Genomic DNA, 19,935 nt, shown 5'->3' with positions numbered 1-19,935 from the left:
GCATCGCTGCTCCCGTCTCCCTTGTGGCGGTTGGGCCTTGTGTGGATAATGCCGGCCAAACGGGGACGGCGACTGGCTGATCCCGAATGCCCGAAGGGGCGAACCAGAAGTCAGCGGGGGATACGCGTACCAATGACCGACAGCAACACTTTCTTTCCGGTCCGTCCCGAAGTCGCCAAGGCCGCCTGGGTGGACGAGGCTGCTTACGCGCGTATGTACGAGCAGTCGATCGCCGACCCCGATGCTTTCTGGGGCGAACAGGGCAAGCGGGTCGACTGGATCAAGCCGTACACCAAGGTCAAGGACGTTGACTTCAACGGCGACGTCCACATCCGCTGGTTCTACGACGGCACGCTGAACGTTTCCGCCAACTGCATCGACCGCCATCTGGCGACCCGCGGCGATCAGGTCGCCATCATCTTCGAGGGCGACGATCCTTCGGTTTCCCGGTCGATCACCTACAGGGAACTGCACGAGCAGGTCTGCCGCTTCGCCAACGTGATGAAGAAGCACGGCGTCAAGAAGGGCGACCGCGTCACCATCTATCTGCCGATGATCCCCGAGGCGGCCTACGCCATGCTGGCGTGCACCCGCATCGGCGCCATCCACTCCGTGGTGTTCGGCGGCTTCTCGCCCGACAGCCTGAAGGACCGCATCGTCGACTGCGACAGCCACTTCGTCGTCACCGCCGACGAGGGCCTGCGCGGCGGCCGCAAGGTGCCGCTGAAGGCCAACGCCGACAAGGCGGTGGCGGCCGCTCCGGGCGTCAAGACGGTGCTGGTGGTCAAGCACACCGGCGGCGACGTCGCCTTCACCCCGGGCCGCGACGTGTGGCTGCACGAGGAGGCGGCGACCGTCACCGCCGACTGCCCGCCGGAGGAGATGAGCGCCGAGGACCCGCTCTTCATCCTCTACACCTCCGGTTCCACCGGCAAGCCGAAGGGGGTGCTGCACACCACCGGCGGCTACCTCGTCTACACCTCGATGACGCATCAGTACGTCTTCGACTACAAGGACGGCGAGATCTACTGGTGCACCGCCGACGTGGGCTGGGTCACCGGCCACAGCTACATCGTCTACGGGCCGCTCGCCAACGGCGCCACCACCCTGATGTTCGAGGGCGTGCCGACCTATCCCGACGTGTCGCGCTTCTGGCAGGTCATCGACAAGCACAAGGTCAACATCTTCTACACCGCGCCGACCGCCATCCGCTCGCTGATGCGCGAGGGCGAGGGCCCGGTCAAGACGACGTCGCGCGCCAGCCTGCGCGTCCTCGGATCGGTGGGCGAGCCCATCAACCCCGAGGCCTGGCTGTGGTACCACAACGTGGTCGGCGACGGCCGCTGCCCGATCGTCGACACCTGGTGGCAGACCGAGACCGGCGGCATCCTCATCACCCCGCTGATCGGCGCCATCGGCCAGAAGCCGGGCTCCGCCACCAAGCCGTTCTTCGGCGTCGCGCCGGTGGTGGTCGACAACGAGGGCGCCGTGCTGGAGGGTGCCACCGAGGGCAACCTCTGCATCGCCGACAGCTGGCCCGGCCAGATGCGCACCGTGTACGGCGACCACGAGCGCTTCGTGCAGACCTACTTCTCCACCTTCCCCGGCAAGTACTTCACCGGCGACGGCTGCCGGCGCGACGCCGACGGCTACTACTGGATCACCGGCCGCGTCGACGACGTCATCAACGTGTCCGGCCACCGCATGGGCACCGCCGAGGTGGAGAGCGCGCTGGTCGCCCATCCCAAGGTCGCGGAAGCCGCGGTCGTCGGCTACCCGCACGACCTCAAGGGCCAGGGCATCTACGCCTACGTGACGCTCAACGCCGGCGAGACGCCGTCGGAGGAGCTGCGCAAGGAGCTGGTGGCCTGGGTGCGCAAGGAGATCGGGCCGATCGCCTCGCCCGACCTGATCCAGTGGGCGCCCGGCCTGCCGAAGACCCGCTCCGGCAAGATCATGCGCCGCATCCTGCGCAAGATCGCCGCGAACGAGCACGACGCGCTCGGCGACACCTCGACCCTGGCCGACCCCACCGTCGTCAGCGAGCTGGTCGAGAACCGCATGAACCGCGGCTGACCGGCGCGCCCGGCGGACGAGACCGGTCCGGGGGCCCCGCACGGGCCCCCGGTTCCGTTTCCGCCGGGCCGAGGCGGCCGTCCGCTCACTTTGCGTCGAGCAGGGCCGCCGGCGGGGCGTTGCCCAGCGGCTTGTAGATCTCCACCTTGTGCTCCTTCACGCCGAGCTCCTCCGGCGGGGCGGTGGCGATGTCGGCGTCGGGATCGATCCAGCGGCCGTCGCCGCCCCGCGCGAGGCTGTCGGGCTCGATCAGTTTCGGGTCGTCGGTCGCGGAATCGTCGACGTCGGACTCGTCGACCGCCTCGGCGCTGGACGGGTCCTCCCCGGTCGAGGGCTCGGCCTTCTGCGGGCCGGCCATCCAGGATTCCTGGACCGGTGCGGGATTTTCCGCCGCCGACGGCGTCGCCGCAGCGGCGTCGTCGTCCGCGGCGAACGCGGGAGCGGCCAAGGACCCGAACGTCAAGGCGGTAAAAGCGAACAGGGTGGGCAAAGCCTTTCGCATTGAAGGGCTCCTTCAAAGACTGCATTCACAAGGGATCTGCTCCAACAAACGCCGACCGGTGCCCCTCTGTTCCATGACTGCTCCACAACGCACGAAGGCCGGGGGATGGAACCCCCGGCCTTCGTCTTGAGGAATGCGGATCAAATCCGGCCTATTCCTCGATCTCGCTTTCGTCATCGAGGATGCCGGACTCCTCGCCTTCGGCGTAGCCATCGTCCCCGACGGCCCCGTCGTCGGTCAGCCCCTCGCCTTCGGCGTAGCCCTCGTCGTTCTCGAGCATGCCCTCGTCGTCGGCGAAGCCCTCATCGGTGTCGAGGATGCCGTCGTCGCTGCCCAGGGCCGGATCGTCGGTCAGGCCGCGTTCCGCCGCCATGCCGGCGTCGTTGTCGTGGACGCCGTCGTCGGCGGCCATGGCCGGGGCGGTGCCCAGGCCGAGGGCCAGCATCAGGGCGGCGGTGGCGGTCATGGTCTGCTTCAGCATCGGAAAACCTCCTTCGGATTGCTCCGTCGTCGTTGCCCAGCAACAGGACGGCCACCGAGGGGTTCCGGACTTTCCGCCGCGGGGCGGAACGCGCCCTTCAGGCCTAAGCAGGTTTTCCGAGCCCGCCCACATTTGGGCGGGCTCGGAAAACCTGCAAGACCAGAGAGTCCGCAGGCTTGCCCAGGCCGGGCCGTCTGCGGCCCGGCCTGGGCAAGCCTGCTTAGTCCAGAAGAGCGCGCACGAAGGCGGGGACGACCTCGGTCGCCGGTCCGTGGACGCTCTCGGCGAAGCGGCTGGCGCCGGCCGACGGCTCCAGGTTCAGCTCGACCGTGTGGGCGCCGTGGCGGCGCGCCTCGGCGACGAAGCCGGCGGCGGGATAGACGTTGCCCGAGGTGCCGATGGACACGAACAGGTCGCAGTCGGCCAACGCCGCCTCGATGCGCTCCATGTGGTAGGGGATCTCGCCGAACCAGACGACGTCGGGGCGCAGGCCGCCCTTGCGGCCGCAGCGCGGGCAGACGTCCTCGACCGCGAGGTCGCCGCGGCAGGCCTCCACCGTGCGGCAGTGGGCGCAGACCATCTTCAGCAGCTCGCCGTGCATGTGGACGAGGTTGCGGCTGCCGGCACGCTCGTGCAGGTCGTCGATGTTCTGGGTGACCAGCAGCACCGTGCCCGGCCAGCCCCGCTCCAGCTCCGCCAGGGCGTGGTGGGCGGCGTTGGGCTGCACCGCCGGGTCGGCGAGGCCGCGGCGGCGGTCGTTGTAGAAGTCGTGCACCCGGCGCGGGTCGCGGACGAACGCCTCGGGCGTGGCGACGTCCTCCAGCCGCACCCGGGCCCACACGCCGTCGGCGTCGCGGAAGGTGTGCAGCCCGGATTCGCGCGAGATGCCGGCCCCGGTCAGCACGACGATGGAGGCGTTGCGGTGAAGCGGCATGGGCACCCCGGCGGTCGCTGTGGTAGAGCTTGGCGTGAGCGAAGATGGCACGCACCCGGCGTCGCCGAAAGCCCCCCCTTGGAGACCGGCATGGTGAGGGTCCTGTTCGTGTGCACCGGCAACATCTGCCGTTCGCCGACCGCCGAGGGGGTGTTCCGTCACCTCGTCCGCGCGGCCGGGCTGGACGACCGCATCGCCACGGATTCCGCCGGCACCACCGACTACCACACGGGCGAGGCCCCGGATCCGCGCAGCCAGGAGGCCGCCCGCGCCCGCGGCGTCGACCTCTCCGACCTGCGGGCGCGGCGGGTGACGCCGGAGGACTTCCGCGCCTTCGACTACGTGCTGGCCATGGACCGCGGCCATCTCGCCCAGCTCCGGCGTCTCGCCCCGGCCGACGCGACCGCCACGGTGCGCCTGTACCTCGACTACGCGCCCGGGGCGGCGCGGCGCGAGGTGCCCGATCCCTATTACGGCCAGGGCAGCCATTTCACCGAAGTGCTCGACCTCGTCGAGGAGGGGGCGCGCGGCCTGCTGGAGCACATCCGTCGCGAACGGATGTAGACGGGCGCGGCGGCGGCCCCGATATGGTGTCCATGACCCACCGTCGCCGAGGTCCCGAGGCGATCGCATGCGCATCCGTCGCCGCCGTCCCGTCCCGGGGAATGGGGACCCGGCAGCGCGCATCGTGGCCGTGATCCGCGGAGCCCGTCCATGGCCCTGACGGCCGAGCAGCGCGCCCTCGTCGAGGGGGCCGCCGGCAGCGCCGTGGCCGCGGTCCGGCCGCTGTCGGGCGGCCACAACGCCACCCTCCTCCGGCTCGAGCTGGCCGACGGGCGGCGGCTGGTCGCCAAGGTGGGGCGGGGGCTGGAGCCGGAAGCGTTCATGCTGCGCCATCTGGCGGCGCGCAGCCGGCTGCCGGTGCCGGCGCTGCACCACGGCGACGACCGGCTGCTGCTGATGGACTTCGTGGAGGGCGGCGACGCCCTCTCGGCGGCGGCGCAGGAGCACGCGGCGGAGCTGGTCGCCGACCTGCACGCGATCGCGGCGCTGCGCTACGGCTTTCCCCGCGACACGGCGATCGGGCCGCTGCCCCAGCCCAACGGCGAGGACGGCGACTGGATCGCCTTCCTGCGCGACCGCCGGCTGCTCGCCATGGGGCGGGCGGCGCTCGCCGACGGGCGGATCGACGGCGCGCTGATGGCCGGGCTGGAGCGCGTCGCGGCGCGGCTGCCCGAGCTGATCGGCACGCCGGCCCCGCCGGCGCTGATCCACGGCGACCTCTGGGGCGGCAACGTGCTGGCGCGGGGCGGCCGCATCGCCGCCTTCATCGACCCCGCCCTCTACCACGCCGATCCCGAGATCGAGCTGGCCTTCGCCACCCTGTTCGGCACCTTCGGCGCGCCGTTCTTCCGCCGCTACGGCGAGATCCGGCCGCTGCGCCCGGGCTTCTTCGAGGTGCGGCGCGACCTCTACAACCTCTATCCGCTGCTCGTCCACGTGCGCCTGTTCGGCGGCTCCTACGTCGGCTCGGTGCGACGGACCGTGCAGCGCTTCGCCGGCGGCCGGTGATCCGCTGCAAAGGGGTGTGCTCGGACACCGGCGCGGCATCGCGGACCGGCCGCCGGCGCCCGCGCGCCGGGGACGGCGACAGGCTGCGCGTGGATGGGGTATGCTGGGCGTCTTCCCGAACCGGAGGTCGTCTTGACCATGCCCGCCCCGCAGGGCGTCCTCGACGGAATCGCGCTGTTCGACAGCTTCACCCCGGACGAGCGGACCGCGCTGGCGGCGCGCGGCCGCGTCGTCGCGGTCGAGCCCGGCACGGTGCTGGTGCGCGAGGGCGAGGAGGGCGACGCGCTCTACGTCCTGCTCGACGGCGTCGTGCGGGTGCTGCGCCGCGACCCCGCCGGCAATCCGGTGGAGGTGGCGCGCCGCCGCGCCGGCGACTGCTTCGGCGAGATGGCGCTGGTCGACGGGGCGCCGCGGTCGGCCACCGTGGCGGCGGTGACCCGGCTGCGCACCTTCGTGCTGGACCGCGCCGCGTTCCTGGAGCTGGTGGCGCCGTCGCCGGTCCTGCTCGCCAAGCTGTTGCGCGAGCTCAGCCGCAAGGTCCGCGACGCCTCGGAACGGCTGGCCCAGGAGGATCTGGAGGGCCGGATGCGGGCGGCGGAAGCCGAGCTCGCCCGCCACCGCGGCATCGTCCAGGCGGTGACCGGCCTGGCGCACGAGCTGAACACGCCGCTGGGCATCTGCGTCACCACCGCCAGCCACATCGACGCGCTGGTCGAGGCGCGGGGCGGGACGGCCGGCGCGGCGGACCTGGTCGAGCCGGCGCGCCTGCTGCGCGCCAACCTCGGCCGGGCGGTGTCGCTGGTGGAGGCCTTCACCGCCATCGCCGCCGGCCCCCAGGCCGAACCGCCGGAAACCCTCGACCTGGTCGAGGCGGTGGAGCACGCCGCCGCCCTGTTCGCCATGGACCACGCCGACGCCCGCCTGGCCGTCGCGGTGAGCGGGCCGGTCCCCTGCCGCTGGCGCGGGCCCCGCGTCCATCTCGAGCGGGCGCTGTTCGAACTGTTCGCCAACGCCGCCGCCCACGCCTACCCGCCGGGCGTCGCCGGCACGGTGGCGGTCGCGCTGGCGCCGGCGCTGCACGACGGCCGGCCGGGCTGGGCGCTCAGCGTGCGCGACGACGGGGTCGGCATCCCCGAGGAGGCGCGGGCGCGGCTGTTCGACGCCTTCTTCACCACCGCCCGCGGCCGCGGCCACAAGGGGTTGGGCCTGACCATCGTCTACAACACGGTGACCGGGCCGCTCGGCGGCCGCGTCCTCCTCGACAGCGCCGCCGGCTGCGGCACCACGGTGACGCTGGTCCTGCCGCGGGCCGCGTGAGTCCGGTTCACAGCGGCAGCACGACGGTGACCCGCAGCCCCCCCTCCGGACGGTTGGCGAGCGTGACGTCGCCGCCGTGCCCGCGCACGATGGTGCGCGCCGTCGACAGGCCGAGGCCGACGCCGCCGGTGTCGCGGGAGCGCGAGCGCTCCAGGCGGTAGAACGGGGCGAAGACCTTCTCGAACTCCTCCTCGGGAATGCCGGGCCCGTCGTCGTCGACGAGGACGCGGGCGTGGCCGTCGGCGCGCTCCAGCCGCACCCGCACGCCGCCGCCGTAGGCGATGGCGTTGTCCAACAGGTTGGCGAAGGCCCGGCGCAGCGCCACCGGCCGCCCCTCGGCGGTGGCGTGCGCCGGCCCTTCGTAGGTCGCGGCGTGGCCGGCGTCGCCGCGGTCCTCCACCAGGCTCTGCAGCAGGTCGGCGAGGTCGAGCGGCCCGCGCGGCTCGCGCTTGGCGTCCTCGCGGGCGAAGGCCAGGGTGGCGGCGATCATCGCCTGCATCTCGTCGAGGTCGGACAGCATGCGCCGCTGCATCTCCGGGTCCTCGACCAGCTCGGCGCGCAGGCGCAGGCGGGTGAGCGGCGTGCGCAGGTCGTGGCTGATGGCGGCCAGCATCTGCGTGCGGTCGTCGACGAAGCGGCGCAGCCGCTCCTGCATGCGGTTGAAGGCCCGGGTGGCGGCGCGCAGCTCCTGCGGGCCGGATTCCTCCAGGGGCGGCGCCTCGGCGTCGACGCCCAGGCGCTCGGCGGCGGCGGCGAAGCGGGCCAGCGGCGCGGTCAGCCGGCGCGCCGCCAGCAGCGACAGCACGACGATCATGGCGACGATCCCGGCCATCCACAACCCGAAGCGGATCACCCGGAAGGTCGCCTCCGACGGGTCGCCCGAGACGAAGGTGAGCCAGGAGCCGTCCTTGAGCTGCACCGACAGGCGGGCGTTGCCGGTCCAGTGGGGCTCGTCGCGCGGCGGCGGCAGCGGCGGCCCGCCCATCAGGCCGGCGGAATGGTGCTGCAGCTTCACCACCACCTCGCGGTCGGGATCGTCCAGCGCCTGGCGGATGCGCCGGCGCAGCACCTCGTAGGGGAAGCCGTGCCGGGAGTCCCGCACCCTCGGGCCGTCGCGGCCCCACTCGACGCCGAGGATGGGGTCGTCGAGCGCGCGCACCAGGCGCGGCCGCTCCTGCGGCGGCGTCGCCTCGACGAGCTGGACGATGGTGGCGACCCGCTGCACCAGGACCCGCGGGCTGTGGGCCTGCGGCCCGTCGCGGCGGTCGGCGAGGTAGACCAGCGCGCTGATGACCTGCGTCAGCAGCAGCGCCAGCACCACGGTCAGCGCGGTGCGCGCGGCGATGCTGTCGGGCAGGATGCGGCGCACGGCGGCGGTCACGGGCTCTCTCCCAGCGGCGCGGTGCCCGCCGTCACCGTCGGCGTGAACATGTAGCCGCCGCCGCGCACCGTCTTGATCAGGGCCGGTTCGGCGGGGTCGGGCTCGATCTTGCGGCGCAGCCGGCTGACCTGCACGTCGACCGAGCGGTCGAAGGGCACGGCGGCACGGCCGCGCGCCAGGTCGAGGAGCTGGTCGCGGTTCAGCACCCGCTGCGGGTGCTCGGCGAAGGCGACGAGCAGGTCGTACTCGCCGGCCGAGAGCTGGACCAGCACGCCGTCGGGGGAGCGCAGCTCGCGCCGCGTCAGATCGAGCGACCAGCCCTCGAAGCGCAGCACCTTCGCCCCCTCGCCGTCGCCCACCGTCTGCGGCGCGTTGACCCGGCGCAGCACCGCCTTGACGCGGGCCAGCAGCTCGCGCGGGCTGAAGGGTTTGGCGAGATAGTCGTCGGCCCCCATCTCCAGCCCGACGATGCGGTCGGTCTCCTCCCCCATGGCGGTCAGCATGACGATGGGGATGGCGGAGGTGGCGCGCAGCCGGCGGCACAGGCTGAGCCCGTCCTCGCCCGGCAGCATGAGGTCGAGCACGATCAGGTCGATGCGCGCCGTCTCCAGCGTCCTCATCATCTCCGTTCCGTCGCGCACGGCGGTGACGCGGTAGCCGTGCTTGGTCAGGAACTGCGCGGTCAGCGTGCGGATGTCGCGGTCGTCGTCGACGACGAGCAGGTGCGGCGTGCGGTCCATCGATGTCCCCAGGCGGTCGGCGCTTCGATCATCGGCCGGCCGGTGCCGCGGGTTAAGGGGAAAATTGTTACGCGACGTTACCGCCGGCCCGGCCGTTACACAGTGTTACCAAACGCCCCGGCGGCGGACATCAAGCGGCAAAGTTCGGCGCCCAGGATCGGCGTCATCGGGAACGCCGGTCGCCCGGCACCCCCCCAGTCACCAGGGAGATCCTCAGGATGAAACGCTTCGCCCTCACCGCCGCCGCCCTCGGCCTCGGCCTCGCCGTCGCCCTGCCGATGGCCGCCAGCGCCCGCTCCGGCGGCATGCACCACGGCGGCTTCGGGTTCGGCCACGGCGGTCCCGGCGGCTTCATGCGGATGTGCGACGACCAGGAGGCGCGCGTCGCCGGCATGCTGGCCTTCGCCAAGGAGAAGCTGGACATCACCCAGCAGCAGGAGGCCGCCTGGACCAAGTTCGCCGACACGGTGCGCTCCAGCCAGCAGCCGGTCGCCCAGGCCTGCGACCAGTTCAAGGGCAAGGAGCGGCCGGCCACCCTGCCGGAGCGCCTGGAGCGCATGCAGACCATGATGTCGGCCCGCGCCGCCCAGATGGAGGCGGTGGTGCCGGCGGTCAAGGAGATGTACGGGCAGCTGACGCCCGACCAGCAGAAGACCGTCGACCAGATGATGCGCCACGGTCCCATGGGCGACCGCCGCGGTCCGGGCGGTCCCGGCGGTCCCGGCGGCCCCGGCCCGCAGGGTGGTCCCGGCGGCCCGGGCGGCCCCGGCCGTCCGGCCGACTGAGCCGCGCCGCCGCGCCCGTCTGCCCCGCGACACTGGGCCGCCCTTCGGGGCGGCCCTTTTTCGTGAGGCGGCGCCGGTGCCGCCGCCGCCGGCCCGGCGTCACGCCCCCGGCACGCCCTTGCTGGTGGAGTACTCGAAGTGCAGCGCCTCGCCCGGGTGGACCAGCGGGTGGATGGCGTGCGCCGCCTGGGCCGCCTCGGCGAAGCCGCAGAGGATCAGCTTCAGCTTGCCGGGGTAGGTGGCGATGTCGCCGACGGCGAAGATGCCCGGCGTGTCGGTGGCGCTGGTGGCGGGATCGACGACGATGTGGCTGCGCTCCAGACCCAGCCCCCATTCGGCGATCGGCCCGAGATTCATCGACAGGCCGAAGAAGGCCAGCATGGCGTCGGCCGGCAGCGCCTTCTCCTCGCCGTCCAGGGTGGCGACGCGCACGGCGGCGAGCCGGCCGTCGGCTCCGTCGAGGCCGGCGAGCTGGTAGGGCACCACCATCTCCACCTTGCCCTCGCGGGCCAGCGCCTCCATGCGCGCCACGCTCTCGGGCGCGGCGCGGAACTTGGGGCGCCGGTGCACGACGTAGACCTTCTCCGCCACGTCGGCCAGCGACAGGGTCCAGTCGACCGCGGAATCGCCGCCGCCGGCGATCACCACCCGCTTGCCGGCGAAGTCCTGGCGGCGGCGCACCATGTAGAAGACGGAGGTGCCCTCGAAGGCCTCCAGCCCGTCGAGCGGCGGCCGGTTGGGCCCGAAGGCGCCGGCGCCGGCGGCGATGATCACCGCCCGGGCGTCGATGCGGGTGCCGATGCTGGTCTCCAGGAGCCAGCGCCCCTCCTCGGTGCGGGCGAGGCGCTGCACCTGCTGCCCGAGATGGTAGGTCGGCGCGAAGGGCGCGGCCTGCTTGGCGAGGTTGTCGATGAGGTCGGCGGCGTCGATGGCGGGGTGGCCGGGGATGTCGTAGATCGGCTTCTCCGGATAGAGCGCCGCGCACTGGCCTCCCACCATGTCGAGCGCGTCGACGACGTGGCAGCTCATCTTCAGCATGCCGCATTCGAAGACGGCGAACAGGCCGGTCGGGCCGGCGCCGACGATGGCGACATCGGTGCGGTGGGTGATGGCCGACATGGGGACTCCGTTCTGGCGCAAGAAGAAAAATCCGGACGCGCCTTTCATGTCCGGTTTCGCGTCCCCGATCAAGCCCGCACGGACCGCTCCCGGCGGGCGATGCCGCAACGCGGCCTTGCGGGGCCGGGGCCGGTTCGCCCACAATCGGCGACCATGCCGAACCCGCCCGACCACCGCACCTTCGACCTGCCCGACGAGTCCGCCACCGAGGCGCTCGCCCGCCGCCTCGCGCCCCATCTCGGGCGCGGCGACGTGCTGCTGCTGAAGGGCGATCTCGGGGCCGGAAAGACCGCCTTCGCGCGCGCCCTGATCCGCGCCCTGGCCGGCGACGGCGAGGCCGAGGTGCCGTCGCCCACCTTCACCCTGGTGCAGACCTACGACACCCCGGCCGGCCCGGTGTGGCACTTCGACCTCTACCGCCTGTCGGGGCCGGAGGAGGTCGAGGAGCTGGGCTGGGACGAGGCCGCCGACGGCGTCGCGCTGGTCGAGTGGCCCGACCGTCTCGGACCGTTGCTGCCGCGCAACCGTTTCGAGCTGACCTTGGCCGCCGGCCCGACGGCGGGGAGCCGGCGCGCCGAGCTGGCCGGCTTCGGCGCGGCCGCGGCGCGGCTGGCCGCGTTCGGAGCGGCGCCGTGAGCGCCCACGCCCCGGCGGCCCGCGATTTGTTCCTGGAGCGTAACGGCCTGGGAGGCGCTGCGTTGCGGCCGCTCGCCGGCGACGCCTCGGCGCGCCGCTACGCGCGGCTGGCGGGGGCCGACGGCGTGCCGCGCCTGCTCGTCGAGACGCCCCACCCGGCCGAGGACCTGGCCCCCTTCATCGCCATCGGCGCCGTCCTCGCCCGCCTGGGCTTCTCCGTCCCGCGGGTTTTCGCCGCCGACGAGGCGGCCGGGCTGGCGCTGCTGGAGGATTTCGGCGACGCCACCTTCACGCGCCTGCTCGACGCCGGCGAGGACGCCGAGGCGCTCTACGCGCTCGCCACCGACGTGCTGGCGGAGCTGCACCGCCGCTTCCCGCCGGCCGAGGCGGTGCGCCTCGACCTGCCGGTCTACGATGCCGGCCGGTTCCTCGACCAGGTGATGCTGTTCGCCGACGTCTGTCCCGCCGCCGCGACGGGCCGGCCGCTCGCCGGCGGCGAGCGCGACGCCCTGGCGGCGGCGTGGCGGGCGGTGCTGCCGGCGGCCTGCGCCGGGCCGTCCTCGATCCTGCTGCGCGACTACCACGTCGACAACCTGATGCGGCTCGACCGGCCGGGCCTGCGCGCCGCCGGCCTGCTGGACTTCCAGGGCGCCGGCTTCGGCCCGGTCGCCTACGACCTGATGTCGCTGCTCGAGGACGCCCGGCGCGACGTCCCGGACGACCGGGCGGAGCGCATGATCGCCCGCTACCTCGCCGCCCACCCGCCGGCCGATCCGGCCGCCTTCCGCCGCTCCTACGCGGTGCTGGCGGCGGTGCGGCACGCCCGGGTGGCCGCCATCTTCGTGCGGCTGGCCCGCGCCGGCAAACCCGCCTACCTTGCCCACCTGCCGCGGGTCTGGCGCCTCCTGGAGCGCCGGCTGCGCGACCCCGTCCTTGCCCCGGTGGCCGACTGGTTCGACCGCCACCTGCCGCCGCCCTCGCGCGCGGAGTTCGTAGTTCCGGAGTCGAAACGATGACCGACGCACCGTACAGGCCGAAGACGGCGATGGTGCTGGCCGCGGGCCTGGGCCTGCGCATGCGACCGCTCACCCTGCACCGGCCGAAGCCGCTGATCCCGGTCGGCGGCCGGGCGCTCATCGACCACGCCCTCGACCGGCTCGAGGCGGCCGGCATCGGGACCGCCGTCGTCAACGCCCATTACAAGGGCGAAATGATTGCGGAGCACCTGAAGGGCCGCACCGCGCCGCGCATCGTCCTGTCGATGGAGGAGACGCCGCTGGAGACCGGCGGCGGCATCCGCCAGGCGCTGCCGCACCTCGGCACGGAGCCGATCGTCGCCGTCAACGCCGACATCCTGTGGCTGGACGGGCCGACGCCGGCGCTGGGGCGCCTCGCCGCCCAGTGGGACCCCGAGCGCATGGACGCCCTGCTCCTGCTGATGGCGACCACCAGGGCGGTCGGCTACGAGGGGCGCGGCGACTTCCAGATGGACCCGCTGGGCCGCCTGGAGCGGCGCGGCGAGTCCGAGATCGCCCCCTTCGTCTTCGCCGGCGTGCAGATCGTCAAGCCCGAGCTGTTCCGCGACGGCCCCGACGGGCCCTTCTCCACCAACCTGGTGTGGGACCGCGCGCGCGACGCCGGCCGGCTGTGGGGCCTCGCCCACGACGGCGCCTGGTTCCACATCGGCACGCCCGACGGCCTGCACGAGGCCGAGGCGCTGCTCGACACCGCCGGCGTCCGCTGGCTCTGGCCGTAAGGGGTCGATGGAGGTGCGGCGAACCGGCGAATGCACTCCGGATGCCTGGCTGGAAAAGCCTTCTCCCCGCCGGGGAGAGGGGGACCGTACGGGTGACCGCCGCGCGGGCTCGGAGGGGCGGCGATGACGGCGCCGCTGTCGCGCAGCGTCTTCACGATCCCGCCCGGCGTGCCGTTCGTCGACGCCCTGGCCGCCGGCATCGCCGCCCGCGTCGGCGACGAGCCGCTGGCGCTCGCCGAGGCCACCGTCCTGCTGCCCACCCGCCGCGCCTGCCGCGCGCTGCGCGAGGCGTTCCTGCGCCGCTCCGGCGGCCGGCCGACCCTGCTGCCGCGGCTCAGCCCGCTCGGCGACCTCGACGCCGAGGCGCTGGCGCTGGGCGCGGAGGAGCTGCCGGACCTCGCCGCCACCCTCGACCTGCCTGACGCGGTCTCGGGGGCGGAGCGGCAGCTCCTGCTGGCCAGCCTGATCCTCCGGGCGCCGGGCGTGTCGGCGACGACGGCGCAGGCGGTGCGGCTGGCCGCCGACCTCGGCCGGCTGATCGACCAGGTGTGGACCGAGCGCCTGACCTTCGACGGGCTCGCCCGGCTGGTGCCGGAGGACTACGCCGAGCACTGGCAGATCACGCTGCGGTTCCTGGAGATCGTCACCGGCCATTGGCCGGCCATCCTCGCCGAGCGCGGCGCGCTCGACCCGGCGGCGCGGCGCAACCGGGTGCTGGAGGCGCAGGCCCGCCTGTGGGCGGAACGGCCGCCGGCCGGGCCGGTGATCGCCGCCGGCACCACCGGCTCGATCCCCGCCACCGCCGACCTGCTGGCGGTGGTCGCCGGCCTGCCGCGCGGTGCGGTGGTGCTGCCCGGCCTCGACCAGGGCTCCGACGACGCCACCTGGGAGGCGGTGAAGGCCGACGAGGCCCACCCGCAGCACGGGCTGTCCCGTCTGCTCGACCGGCTGGGGGTCGCCCGCGCCGCGGTCGGCCGGTGGACCGAGGCGCCGGACGGCCGGGCCGCCCGCGGCCGGCTGATCGCCGAGGCGATGCGCCCCGCCGCCACCACCGAGGGCTGGCGTGTCCTGGAGGGGCTGGGGGCCGACGCCCTCGACGGGCTGACCCGCATCGACGCCGCCGGCCCGGAGGAGGAGGCGATGGCCATCGCGCTCCTCATGCGCCACGCCCTGGAGACGCCGGAGCGCAGGGCCGCCCTGGTCACCCCCGACCGCAGCCTGGCGCGCCGCGTCGCCATGGCGCTGCGCCGCTGGGGCGTCGAGGTCGACGATTCCGCGGGGCGGCCGCTGGCCGACACGGCGGTCGGCACCTACCTGCGCCTGACCGCCGAGGTCGCCGCCAGCCGCGCCCATCCCCTGGCCTTCCTGGCGCTCGCCAAGCACCCGCTGGCGGCCGGCGGGCGCGACCCGTCGGACTTCCGCCACGCCGCCCGCGCGCTGGAGCGCACCCTGCTGCGCGGCCCCCGCCCCGGCGACGGCTTCGCAGGCATCGCCGCGGCCCTGCGCGCCGCCGCCGAGGACCGCTTCGAGCACCCGCAGCAGCGCGCCATCCTGCTGGAGTGGGTCGAGGGCATCGGCGCGCTGGCCGAGCCCCTGGTGGCGCGGCTGGCCGGCACGGCGGACCTCAAGGACCTGCTGGACGCCCACGTCCGCTTCGCCGAGGACCTCGCGCGCAGCGCCGGCGAGGCCGGGGCGGACCGGCTGTGGCGGCACGACGACGGCGAGGCGGCCGCCGCCTTCGTCGACGAGCTGCGCCGCGCCGCCAGCGGTTTTCCGGCGGTGCCGGGGACCGAGTACCCGGCGCTGCTGGAGGCGCTGATGGCCGGCAGGGCGGTGCGCCCGCGCTTCGGCCTGCACCCCCGCCTCGACATCCTGGGGCCGCTGGAGGCGCGGCTGCAGCACCACGACCTGACCATCCTCGGCGGCCTCAACGAGGGCACCTGGCCGCCCGACCCGGCGGCCGATCCCTGGATGTCGCGGCCGATGCGCCGCGACTTCGGCCTGCCCAGCCCGGAGCGCATGATCGGCCTGTCGGCGCACGACTTCGCCCAGGCCTGCGGCGCGCCGGCGGTGGTGCTGACCCGGGCCGAGCGGGTGGAGGGCACGCCGACCGTGCCGTCGCGCTGGCTGCTGCGCCTGGAGACGGTGCTGCGGGCACTCGGGCTGGAGGACGGGGTGGAGGCGGCGGGGCGGCCCTGGCTGGCCTACGCCCGCGCCCTCGACGAGCCCGACGCGGTGCGGCCGGTGCCGCCGCCGGAGCCGCGGCCGCCGCTCGCCGCCCGGCCGCGCAAGCTGTCGGTCACCCGGGTCGAGACCTGGATGCGCGACCCCTACGCCGTCTATGCCCAGCACGTCCTGCGCCTGTTCAAGCTCGATCCGATCGCCGCCGATCCCGGTGCCGCCGACCGCGGCCAGTTCATCCACGCCGCCCTCGACGCCTTCGTGCGCGACCACCCCGGCCCGCTGCCGGCGGACGCGCTGCAGCGCCTCCTCGCCTGCGGGCGCGCGGCGTTCGGCGAGCTGCTGCACACCCACCCCGACGTCTGGGCCTTCTGGTGGCCGCGCTTCGAGCGCATCGCCGCCTGGTTCGTGGCGCTGGAGCAGGAGCGCCGCCTGACCGTCCGGCCGCTGGCCACCGAGCTGTCGGGCACCCTGGAGCTCGCCGGCCCCGGCGGGCCCTTCACGCTGACCGCCAAGGCCGACCGCGTCGACCGCGACGGCGCCGGCGGCCTGGTCGTCGTCGACTACAAGACCGGCCTGCCACCCTCGGCGCGGGAGATCGAGCTGGGCTTCGCCCCGCAGTTGCCGCTGGAGGCGGCCATCGCGGCGGCCGGCGGCTTCGCCGGCGTGCCCGCCGGGGAGGTCGCGGAGATCGCCTTCTGGCGCCTCACCGGCGGCGATCCGGCGGGCGAGGTGCGGCCAGTCAAGGGCGACGTGGCGGCGCTGGCGGCGGCGGCGCGGGCCGGGCTGGAGGCGCTGATCCGCGCCTTCGACGACCCGGCGACCCCCTACCGCTCCTGCCCGCGGCCGGCCATGGCGCCGCGCTACACCGACTACGCGCACCTCGCCCGCGTCCAGGAATGGTCGGCCGGCGGCTCGGGAGGCGGTGAATGAGCCTGACCATGTCCCTGCAGGGCGAGCTGCCCCTCGACCCCAACGTGGCGCAGCGCCGCGCCTCGGACCCGCAGGCCTCGGTGTGGGTCGGCGCCTCGGCCGGCTCGGGCAAGACCAAGGTGCTGACCGACCGGGTGCTGCGGCTGATGCTGGCGGGCACCGCGCCGGCCCGCATCCTCTGCCTGACCTTCACCAAGGCGGCGGCGGCGGAGATGGCGATCCGCATCAACCGCACGCTCGGCCTGTGGGCGACCCTGCCGGACGCCGCCCTGGAGGACCGTCTCGCCGACCTCTGCGGCGAGCGGCCGTCGCGCGACACCCTGACGGCGGCGCGCCGCCTGTTCGCCCGGGTGGTCGACTGTCCCGGCGGCATGAAGATCCAGACGATCCACGCCTTCTGCCAGTCGCTGCTGCGCCGCTTCCCCCTGGAGGCCGGCCTCGCCCCCCATTTCGAGGTGATGGACGAGCGCACCGCCGCGGCCCTGCTGAACGAGGCGCGCGACACCATGCTGCTGGAGGCCCGCCGGGAGCCGGACACGCCGCTCGGCCGCGCCTTCGCCCGCCTGACCGCCGACCTCAACGCCGAGGACTTCGCCGCCATCATGGCCGAGCTGGCCGGCGAGCGCGGCCGGCTGGAGCGGCTGTTCGAGTTGCACAAAGGGTTGTCCGGCACGATCGCCGCCGTGCACGACGCGCTGGGCGTCCCGCCCGGCGCCGGCGAGGCCGCCATCCTGACCGCGGCCTGTCACGACCACGCCTTCGACGTGCCGACCCTGCGCGAGGCCTGCGCCGCGCTGGCCGCCGGCTCGGCCACCGACCAGGAGCGCGGCATCGGCATCCAGCAATGGCTGGACCAGGCGGAACGCCGGGTCGACGCCTTCCACGCCTACGTCCGCCTGTTCCTCACCGACAAGGGCGAGCCGCGCAAGACCCTGCTCACCAAGAAGCCGGCCACCACCTTCCCCCACGCCCTGCGGGCGCTGGAGGAGGAGGCGGCGCGGCTGGTGGTGCTGATGGAGCGGGTCAAGGCGGCCGGCGTGGCGGCGTCGACGACGGCGCTGCTGACGCTCGCCGACGCGCTGGTGGAGACCTACGCCGCGCGCAAGCGGGCGCGGGCGCTGCTCGACTACGACGACCTGATCCTGCACGCCAACCACCTGCTGCGCGGGCAGGAGGGGCGGCCGGCGGTGCCCTGGGTGCTCTACAAGCTGGACGGCGGCCTCGACCACATCCTGATCGACGAGGCGCAGGACACCAACCCGGAGCAGTGGCAGGCGGTCGCCGCCATCGCCGAGGACTTCTTCGCCGGGATGGGGGCGGGCGAGGCCCGCGGTGCCGTGCGCACGGTGTTCGCCGTGGGCGACGAGAAGCAGTCGATCTTCAGCTTCCAGCGCGCCGATCCCGCCGAGTTCGCCCGCATGCGCCGGCACTTCCAGGCGCAGGTCGAGGCGGCGGAGAAGCACTGGGCGCAGATCGACCTGGACATCTCCTTCCGCTCCACGGCGGCCGTCCTCCAGGCGGTCGACGCCGTCTTCGCGCTGCCCCAGGCGCGCGACGGCGTGGCGTCCGACGGCCACCCGACGATCCGCCACCGCGCCTTCCGCCGCGGCCACGCCGGGCTGGTGGAGGTGTGGCCGCCGGTGAAGCCGGAGGAGCGGCCGGACCCGCCGGCCTGGGCGCCGCCGGTGGCCCGCGAGGCGGCGGATTCGCCCTCGGCCCGGCTGGCGGCGGTGATCGCCGACACGGTGCGCGGCTGGCTGGAGCGCGGCGAGACCCTGGCGGCGCGCGGCCGGCCGGTGCAGCCCGGCGACGTCATGGTGCTGGTGCGCCGCCGCACCGGCTTCGTCGGCGAGCTGGTGCGCGCGCTGAAGGAGCGCAGCGTGCCGGTGGCCGGCGTCGACCGCATGGTGCTGACCGAGCAGCTCGCGGTGATGGACCTGATGGCGCTGGCCGACTTCCTGCTGCTGCCGGAGGACGACCTGACCCTGGCCACGGTGCTCAAGGGACCGCTGATCGGCCTGACCGAGGAGGAGCTGTTCGCGCTCGCCCACCGCCGGCGCGGCACCCTGTGGGCGGCGCTGGTGCGCCGGGCGGAGGAGGACCCCGCCTACCGGCCGGCGCGGCGCTACCTCGGCAACCTGCTGGCGCGCACCGACTTCGTGCCGCCCTACGAGCTGTTCGCCGGCGTGCTCAGCGCGCCGTGCCCGGCCGACACCGGCTCGGGGCGGCGCGCCATCCTGCGCCGGCTCGGTCCCGACGCGCAGGACCCGCTCGACGAGTTCCTGGCGGTGTGCCTGGGCTACGAGCGCACCGAGGCGCCGTCGCTGCAGCGCTTCCTCGCCTGGCTGGCCGCCAGCGAGGCGGAGATCAAGCGCGAGCTGGAGCAGGGCGGCGGGCACGTGCGCATCATGACCGTGCACGGCTCCAAGGGGCTGCAGGCGCCCATCGTCTTCCTGCCCGACACCTGCGGCCTGCCGACCCAGAGCCCGCCCATCCTGTGGCCCGACGACGGCTGCGCCGTGCCGCTGTTCGCGCCGCGCCGCGGCCAGGAGAACGGGCTGTGCGCCGAGGTGCGCGGCCGCGCCAACCGCCGGCGCGACCAGGAGTACCGCCGCCTGCTCTACGTCGCCCTGACGCGGGCCGAGGACCGCCTCTACGTCTGCGGCTGGCAGGGCAAGAAGGACCCGTCGGAGGGCTGCTGGTACCGGCTGGTCGAGGAGGCGATGCGCGACGTCGGCGCGCCGCACGATTTCGACTTCACGGCGCTGGGCCCCGACGGCTGGGCCGGCCCCGGCTGGCGCCTCGCCGACGCGCAGATCGTGCCGCCGCGCGACGACGGGGCGGGCGGCGTGGTGGAGGCGGGCGGCCACGCCCTGCCGCCCTGGGTCGCCGCCGCCGCCGCCGCGGAGCCGGAGCCGTCCCGTCCCCTGACCCCGTCGCGCCCCGACGCGGCGGAGCCGGCGGTCCGCTCGCCGCTCGGCGGCGACGACGGGCAGCACTTCCGCCGCGGCACCCTGGTCCACCGCCTGCTGCAGACCCTGCCCGAGCTGGCGCCCGACGCCCGCGCCGCCGCCTGCCGGCGCTATCTCGCCGGCCGGGCCCACGAGCTGACGCCGGCGCAGCAGGAGGAGATCGCCGCCGAGACCCTGGCGGTGCTGGCCGATCCCGCCTTCGGCCATCTGTTCGGCCCGGGCAGCCGGGCCGAGGTGCCGGTGGTCGGCGTCGTCCTCGGCCGCGCCCTGGCGGGCCAGATCGACCGGCTGGCGGTCACCGACGAGGCGGTGTGGATCGCCGACTACAAGACCAACCGGCCGCCGCCGCGCACGCTGGACGGCGTGCCGGCGGTCTACGTGCGGCAGATGGCGGCCTACCGGGCGGCGCTGGCGGCGGTCTATCCCGGCCGTGCCGTGCGCTGCGTGCTGGTGTGGACCGACGGGCCGTTCCCCATGGAACTGCCATCGCCGATGCTGGACGGTGCCCTGCGCGCGGGCGGCTTGACCGGCGCGCAAAACACGCCATAAC

At 74.4% G+C, this 19,935-nt stretch carries 16 protein-coding genes; 10 read left to right on the top strand and 6 right to left on the bottom strand.

All coding sequences use genetic code 11. The annotated features are described in order from the left end of the window. Window positions 1-132 precede the first annotated feature (132 nt). Window positions 133-2,076 (top strand): acetate--CoA ligase, encoded by a 1,944-nt coding sequence (acs, locus tag ACSBPG_RS00170; RefSeq protein WP_435535058.1) that lies wholly within the window; start codon window positions 133-135, stop codon window positions 2,074-2,076. An 85-nt stretch (window positions 2,077-2,161) separates the two neighbouring features. Here the strand turns inward: acs and ACSBPG_RS00165 are convergent, their stop codons facing one another. The 3 genes from ACSBPG_RS00165 to cobB all read right to left on the bottom strand — a co-directional run bounded on the left by ACSBPG_RS00165 (window position 2,162) and on the right by cobB (window position 3,993). Next, window positions 2,162-2,578 (bottom strand): hypothetical protein, encoded by a 417-nt coding sequence (locus ACSBPG_RS00165; protein WP_435535057.1) that lies wholly within the window; start codon window positions 2,576-2,578, stop codon window positions 2,162-2,164. A 151-nt stretch (window positions 2,579-2,729) separates the two neighbouring features. Beyond that, window positions 2,730-3,059, bottom strand: a complete 330-nt coding sequence (locus ACSBPG_RS00160; protein WP_435535056.1) for a hypothetical protein — start codon at window positions 3,057-3,059, stop codon at window positions 2,730-2,732. Between the two features lie 220 nt (window positions 3,060-3,279). After that, window positions 3,280-3,993, bottom strand: a complete 714-nt coding sequence (gene cobB, locus ACSBPG_RS00155) for a Sir2 family NAD+-dependent deacetylase (RefSeq protein ID WP_435535055.1) — start codon at window positions 3,991-3,993, stop codon at window positions 3,280-3,282. 90 nt (window positions 3,994-4,083) lie between these two features. Between cobB and ACSBPG_RS00150 the strand changes: the two genes are divergently transcribed. The 3 genes from ACSBPG_RS00150 to ACSBPG_RS00140 all read left to right on the top strand — a co-directional run bounded on the left by ACSBPG_RS00150 (window position 4,084) and on the right by ACSBPG_RS00140 (window position 6,882). Next, a complete protein-coding gene (locus tag ACSBPG_RS00150) occupies window positions 4,084-4,557 on the top strand; it encodes a low molecular weight protein-tyrosine-phosphatase (RefSeq protein ID WP_435535054.1) in 474 nt (157 codons plus the stop codon). Between the two features lie 150 nt (window positions 4,558-4,707). Then, window positions 4,708-5,565: a fructosamine kinase family protein gene (locus ACSBPG_RS00145; protein WP_435535053.1), complete on the top strand. Its 858-nt coding sequence runs from the start codon at window positions 4,708-4,710 to the stop codon at window positions 5,563-5,565. Window positions 5,566-5,703: 138 nt separating this feature from the next. Continuing rightward, complete coding sequence (locus ACSBPG_RS00140; RefSeq protein ID WP_435535497.1) at window positions 5,704-6,882, top strand: sensor histidine kinase; 1,179 nt, start codon at window positions 5,704-5,706, stop codon at window positions 6,880-6,882. Between the two features lie 7 nt (window positions 6,883-6,889). Here the strand turns inward: ACSBPG_RS00140 and ACSBPG_RS00135 are convergent, their stop codons facing one another. Both ACSBPG_RS00135 and ACSBPG_RS00130 read right to left on the bottom strand, forming a co-directional pair. After that, window positions 6,890-8,263 carry an ATP-binding protein gene (locus ACSBPG_RS00135; RefSeq protein WP_435535052.1) on the bottom strand — a complete coding sequence of 458 codons (1,374 nt, stop codon included), beginning with the start codon at window positions 8,261-8,263 and terminating at the stop codon, window positions 6,890-6,892. Then, a complete protein-coding gene (locus tag ACSBPG_RS00130; RefSeq protein ID WP_435535051.1) occupies window positions 8,260-9,003 on the bottom strand; it encodes a response regulator in 744 nt (247 codons plus the stop codon). Before ACSBPG_RS00130 ends, ACSBPG_RS00135 begins: the two co-directional genes overlap by 4 nt. Window positions 9,004-9,221: 218 nt before the next feature. Here ACSBPG_RS00130 and ACSBPG_RS00125 point away from each other — a divergent pair, with 218 nt between their 5' ends. Beyond that, window positions 9,222-9,788 (top strand): Spy/CpxP family protein refolding chaperone, encoded by a 567-nt coding sequence (locus ACSBPG_RS00125; RefSeq protein ID WP_435535050.1) that lies wholly within the window; start codon window positions 9,222-9,224, stop codon window positions 9,786-9,788. Between the two features lie 99 nt (window positions 9,789-9,887). On the opposite strand, the gene ACSBPG_RS00120 is transcribed toward ACSBPG_RS00125, so the two are convergent. Continuing rightward, window positions 9,888-10,907 (bottom strand): NAD(P)/FAD-dependent oxidoreductase, encoded by a 1,020-nt coding sequence (locus ACSBPG_RS00120; RefSeq protein WP_435535049.1) that lies wholly within the window; start codon window positions 10,905-10,907, stop codon window positions 9,888-9,890. Between the two features lie 153 nt (window positions 10,908-11,060). Here ACSBPG_RS00120 and tsaE point away from each other — a divergent pair, with 153 nt between their 5' ends. The 5 genes from tsaE (at window position 11,061) to addA (ending at window position 19,934) form a co-directional block, all read left to right on the top strand. Then, window positions 11,061-11,543, top strand: a complete 483-nt coding sequence (gene tsaE / locus ACSBPG_RS00115; RefSeq protein ID WP_435535048.1) for a tRNA (adenosine(37)-N6)-threonylcarbamoyltransferase complex ATPase subunit type 1 TsaE — start codon at window positions 11,061-11,063, stop codon at window positions 11,541-11,543. Further along, window positions 11,540-12,559 carry an aminoglycoside phosphotransferase family protein gene (locus ACSBPG_RS00110; protein ID WP_435535047.1) on the top strand — a complete coding sequence of 340 codons (1,020 nt, stop codon included), beginning with the start codon at window positions 11,540-11,542 and terminating at the stop codon, window positions 12,557-12,559. Before tsaE ends, ACSBPG_RS00110 begins: the two co-directional genes overlap by 4 nt. Next, complete coding sequence (locus ACSBPG_RS00105; RefSeq protein WP_435535046.1) at window positions 12,556-13,299, top strand: nucleotidyltransferase family protein; 744 nt, start codon at window positions 12,556-12,558, stop codon at window positions 13,297-13,299. The genes ACSBPG_RS00110 and ACSBPG_RS00105 overlap by 4 nt, the downstream gene beginning before the upstream one ends. Window positions 13,300-13,422: 123 nt before the next feature. Continuing rightward, window positions 13,423-16,413, top strand: a complete 2,991-nt coding sequence (addB, locus tag ACSBPG_RS00100) for a double-strand break repair protein AddB (protein WP_435535045.1) — start codon at window positions 13,423-13,425, stop codon at window positions 16,411-16,413. Next, on the top strand, window positions 16,410-19,934 hold the full coding sequence (addA, locus tag ACSBPG_RS00095) for a double-strand break repair helicase AddA (protein ID WP_435535044.1): 3,525 nt from the start codon (window positions 16,410-16,412) through the stop codon (window positions 19,932-19,934). The genes addB and addA overlap by 4 nt, the downstream gene beginning before the upstream one ends. Window position 19,935: the final 1 nt, after the last annotated feature.

This window comes from Azospirillum sp. ST 5-10 (genome assembly GCF_051225715.1).
Classification (GTDB): Bacteria; Pseudomonadota; Alphaproteobacteria; order Azospirillales; family Azospirillaceae; genus Azospirillum.
Note: the sequence above shows the minus strand (reverse complement) of the source record. Positions and strands in the feature narration are given on the sequence as shown.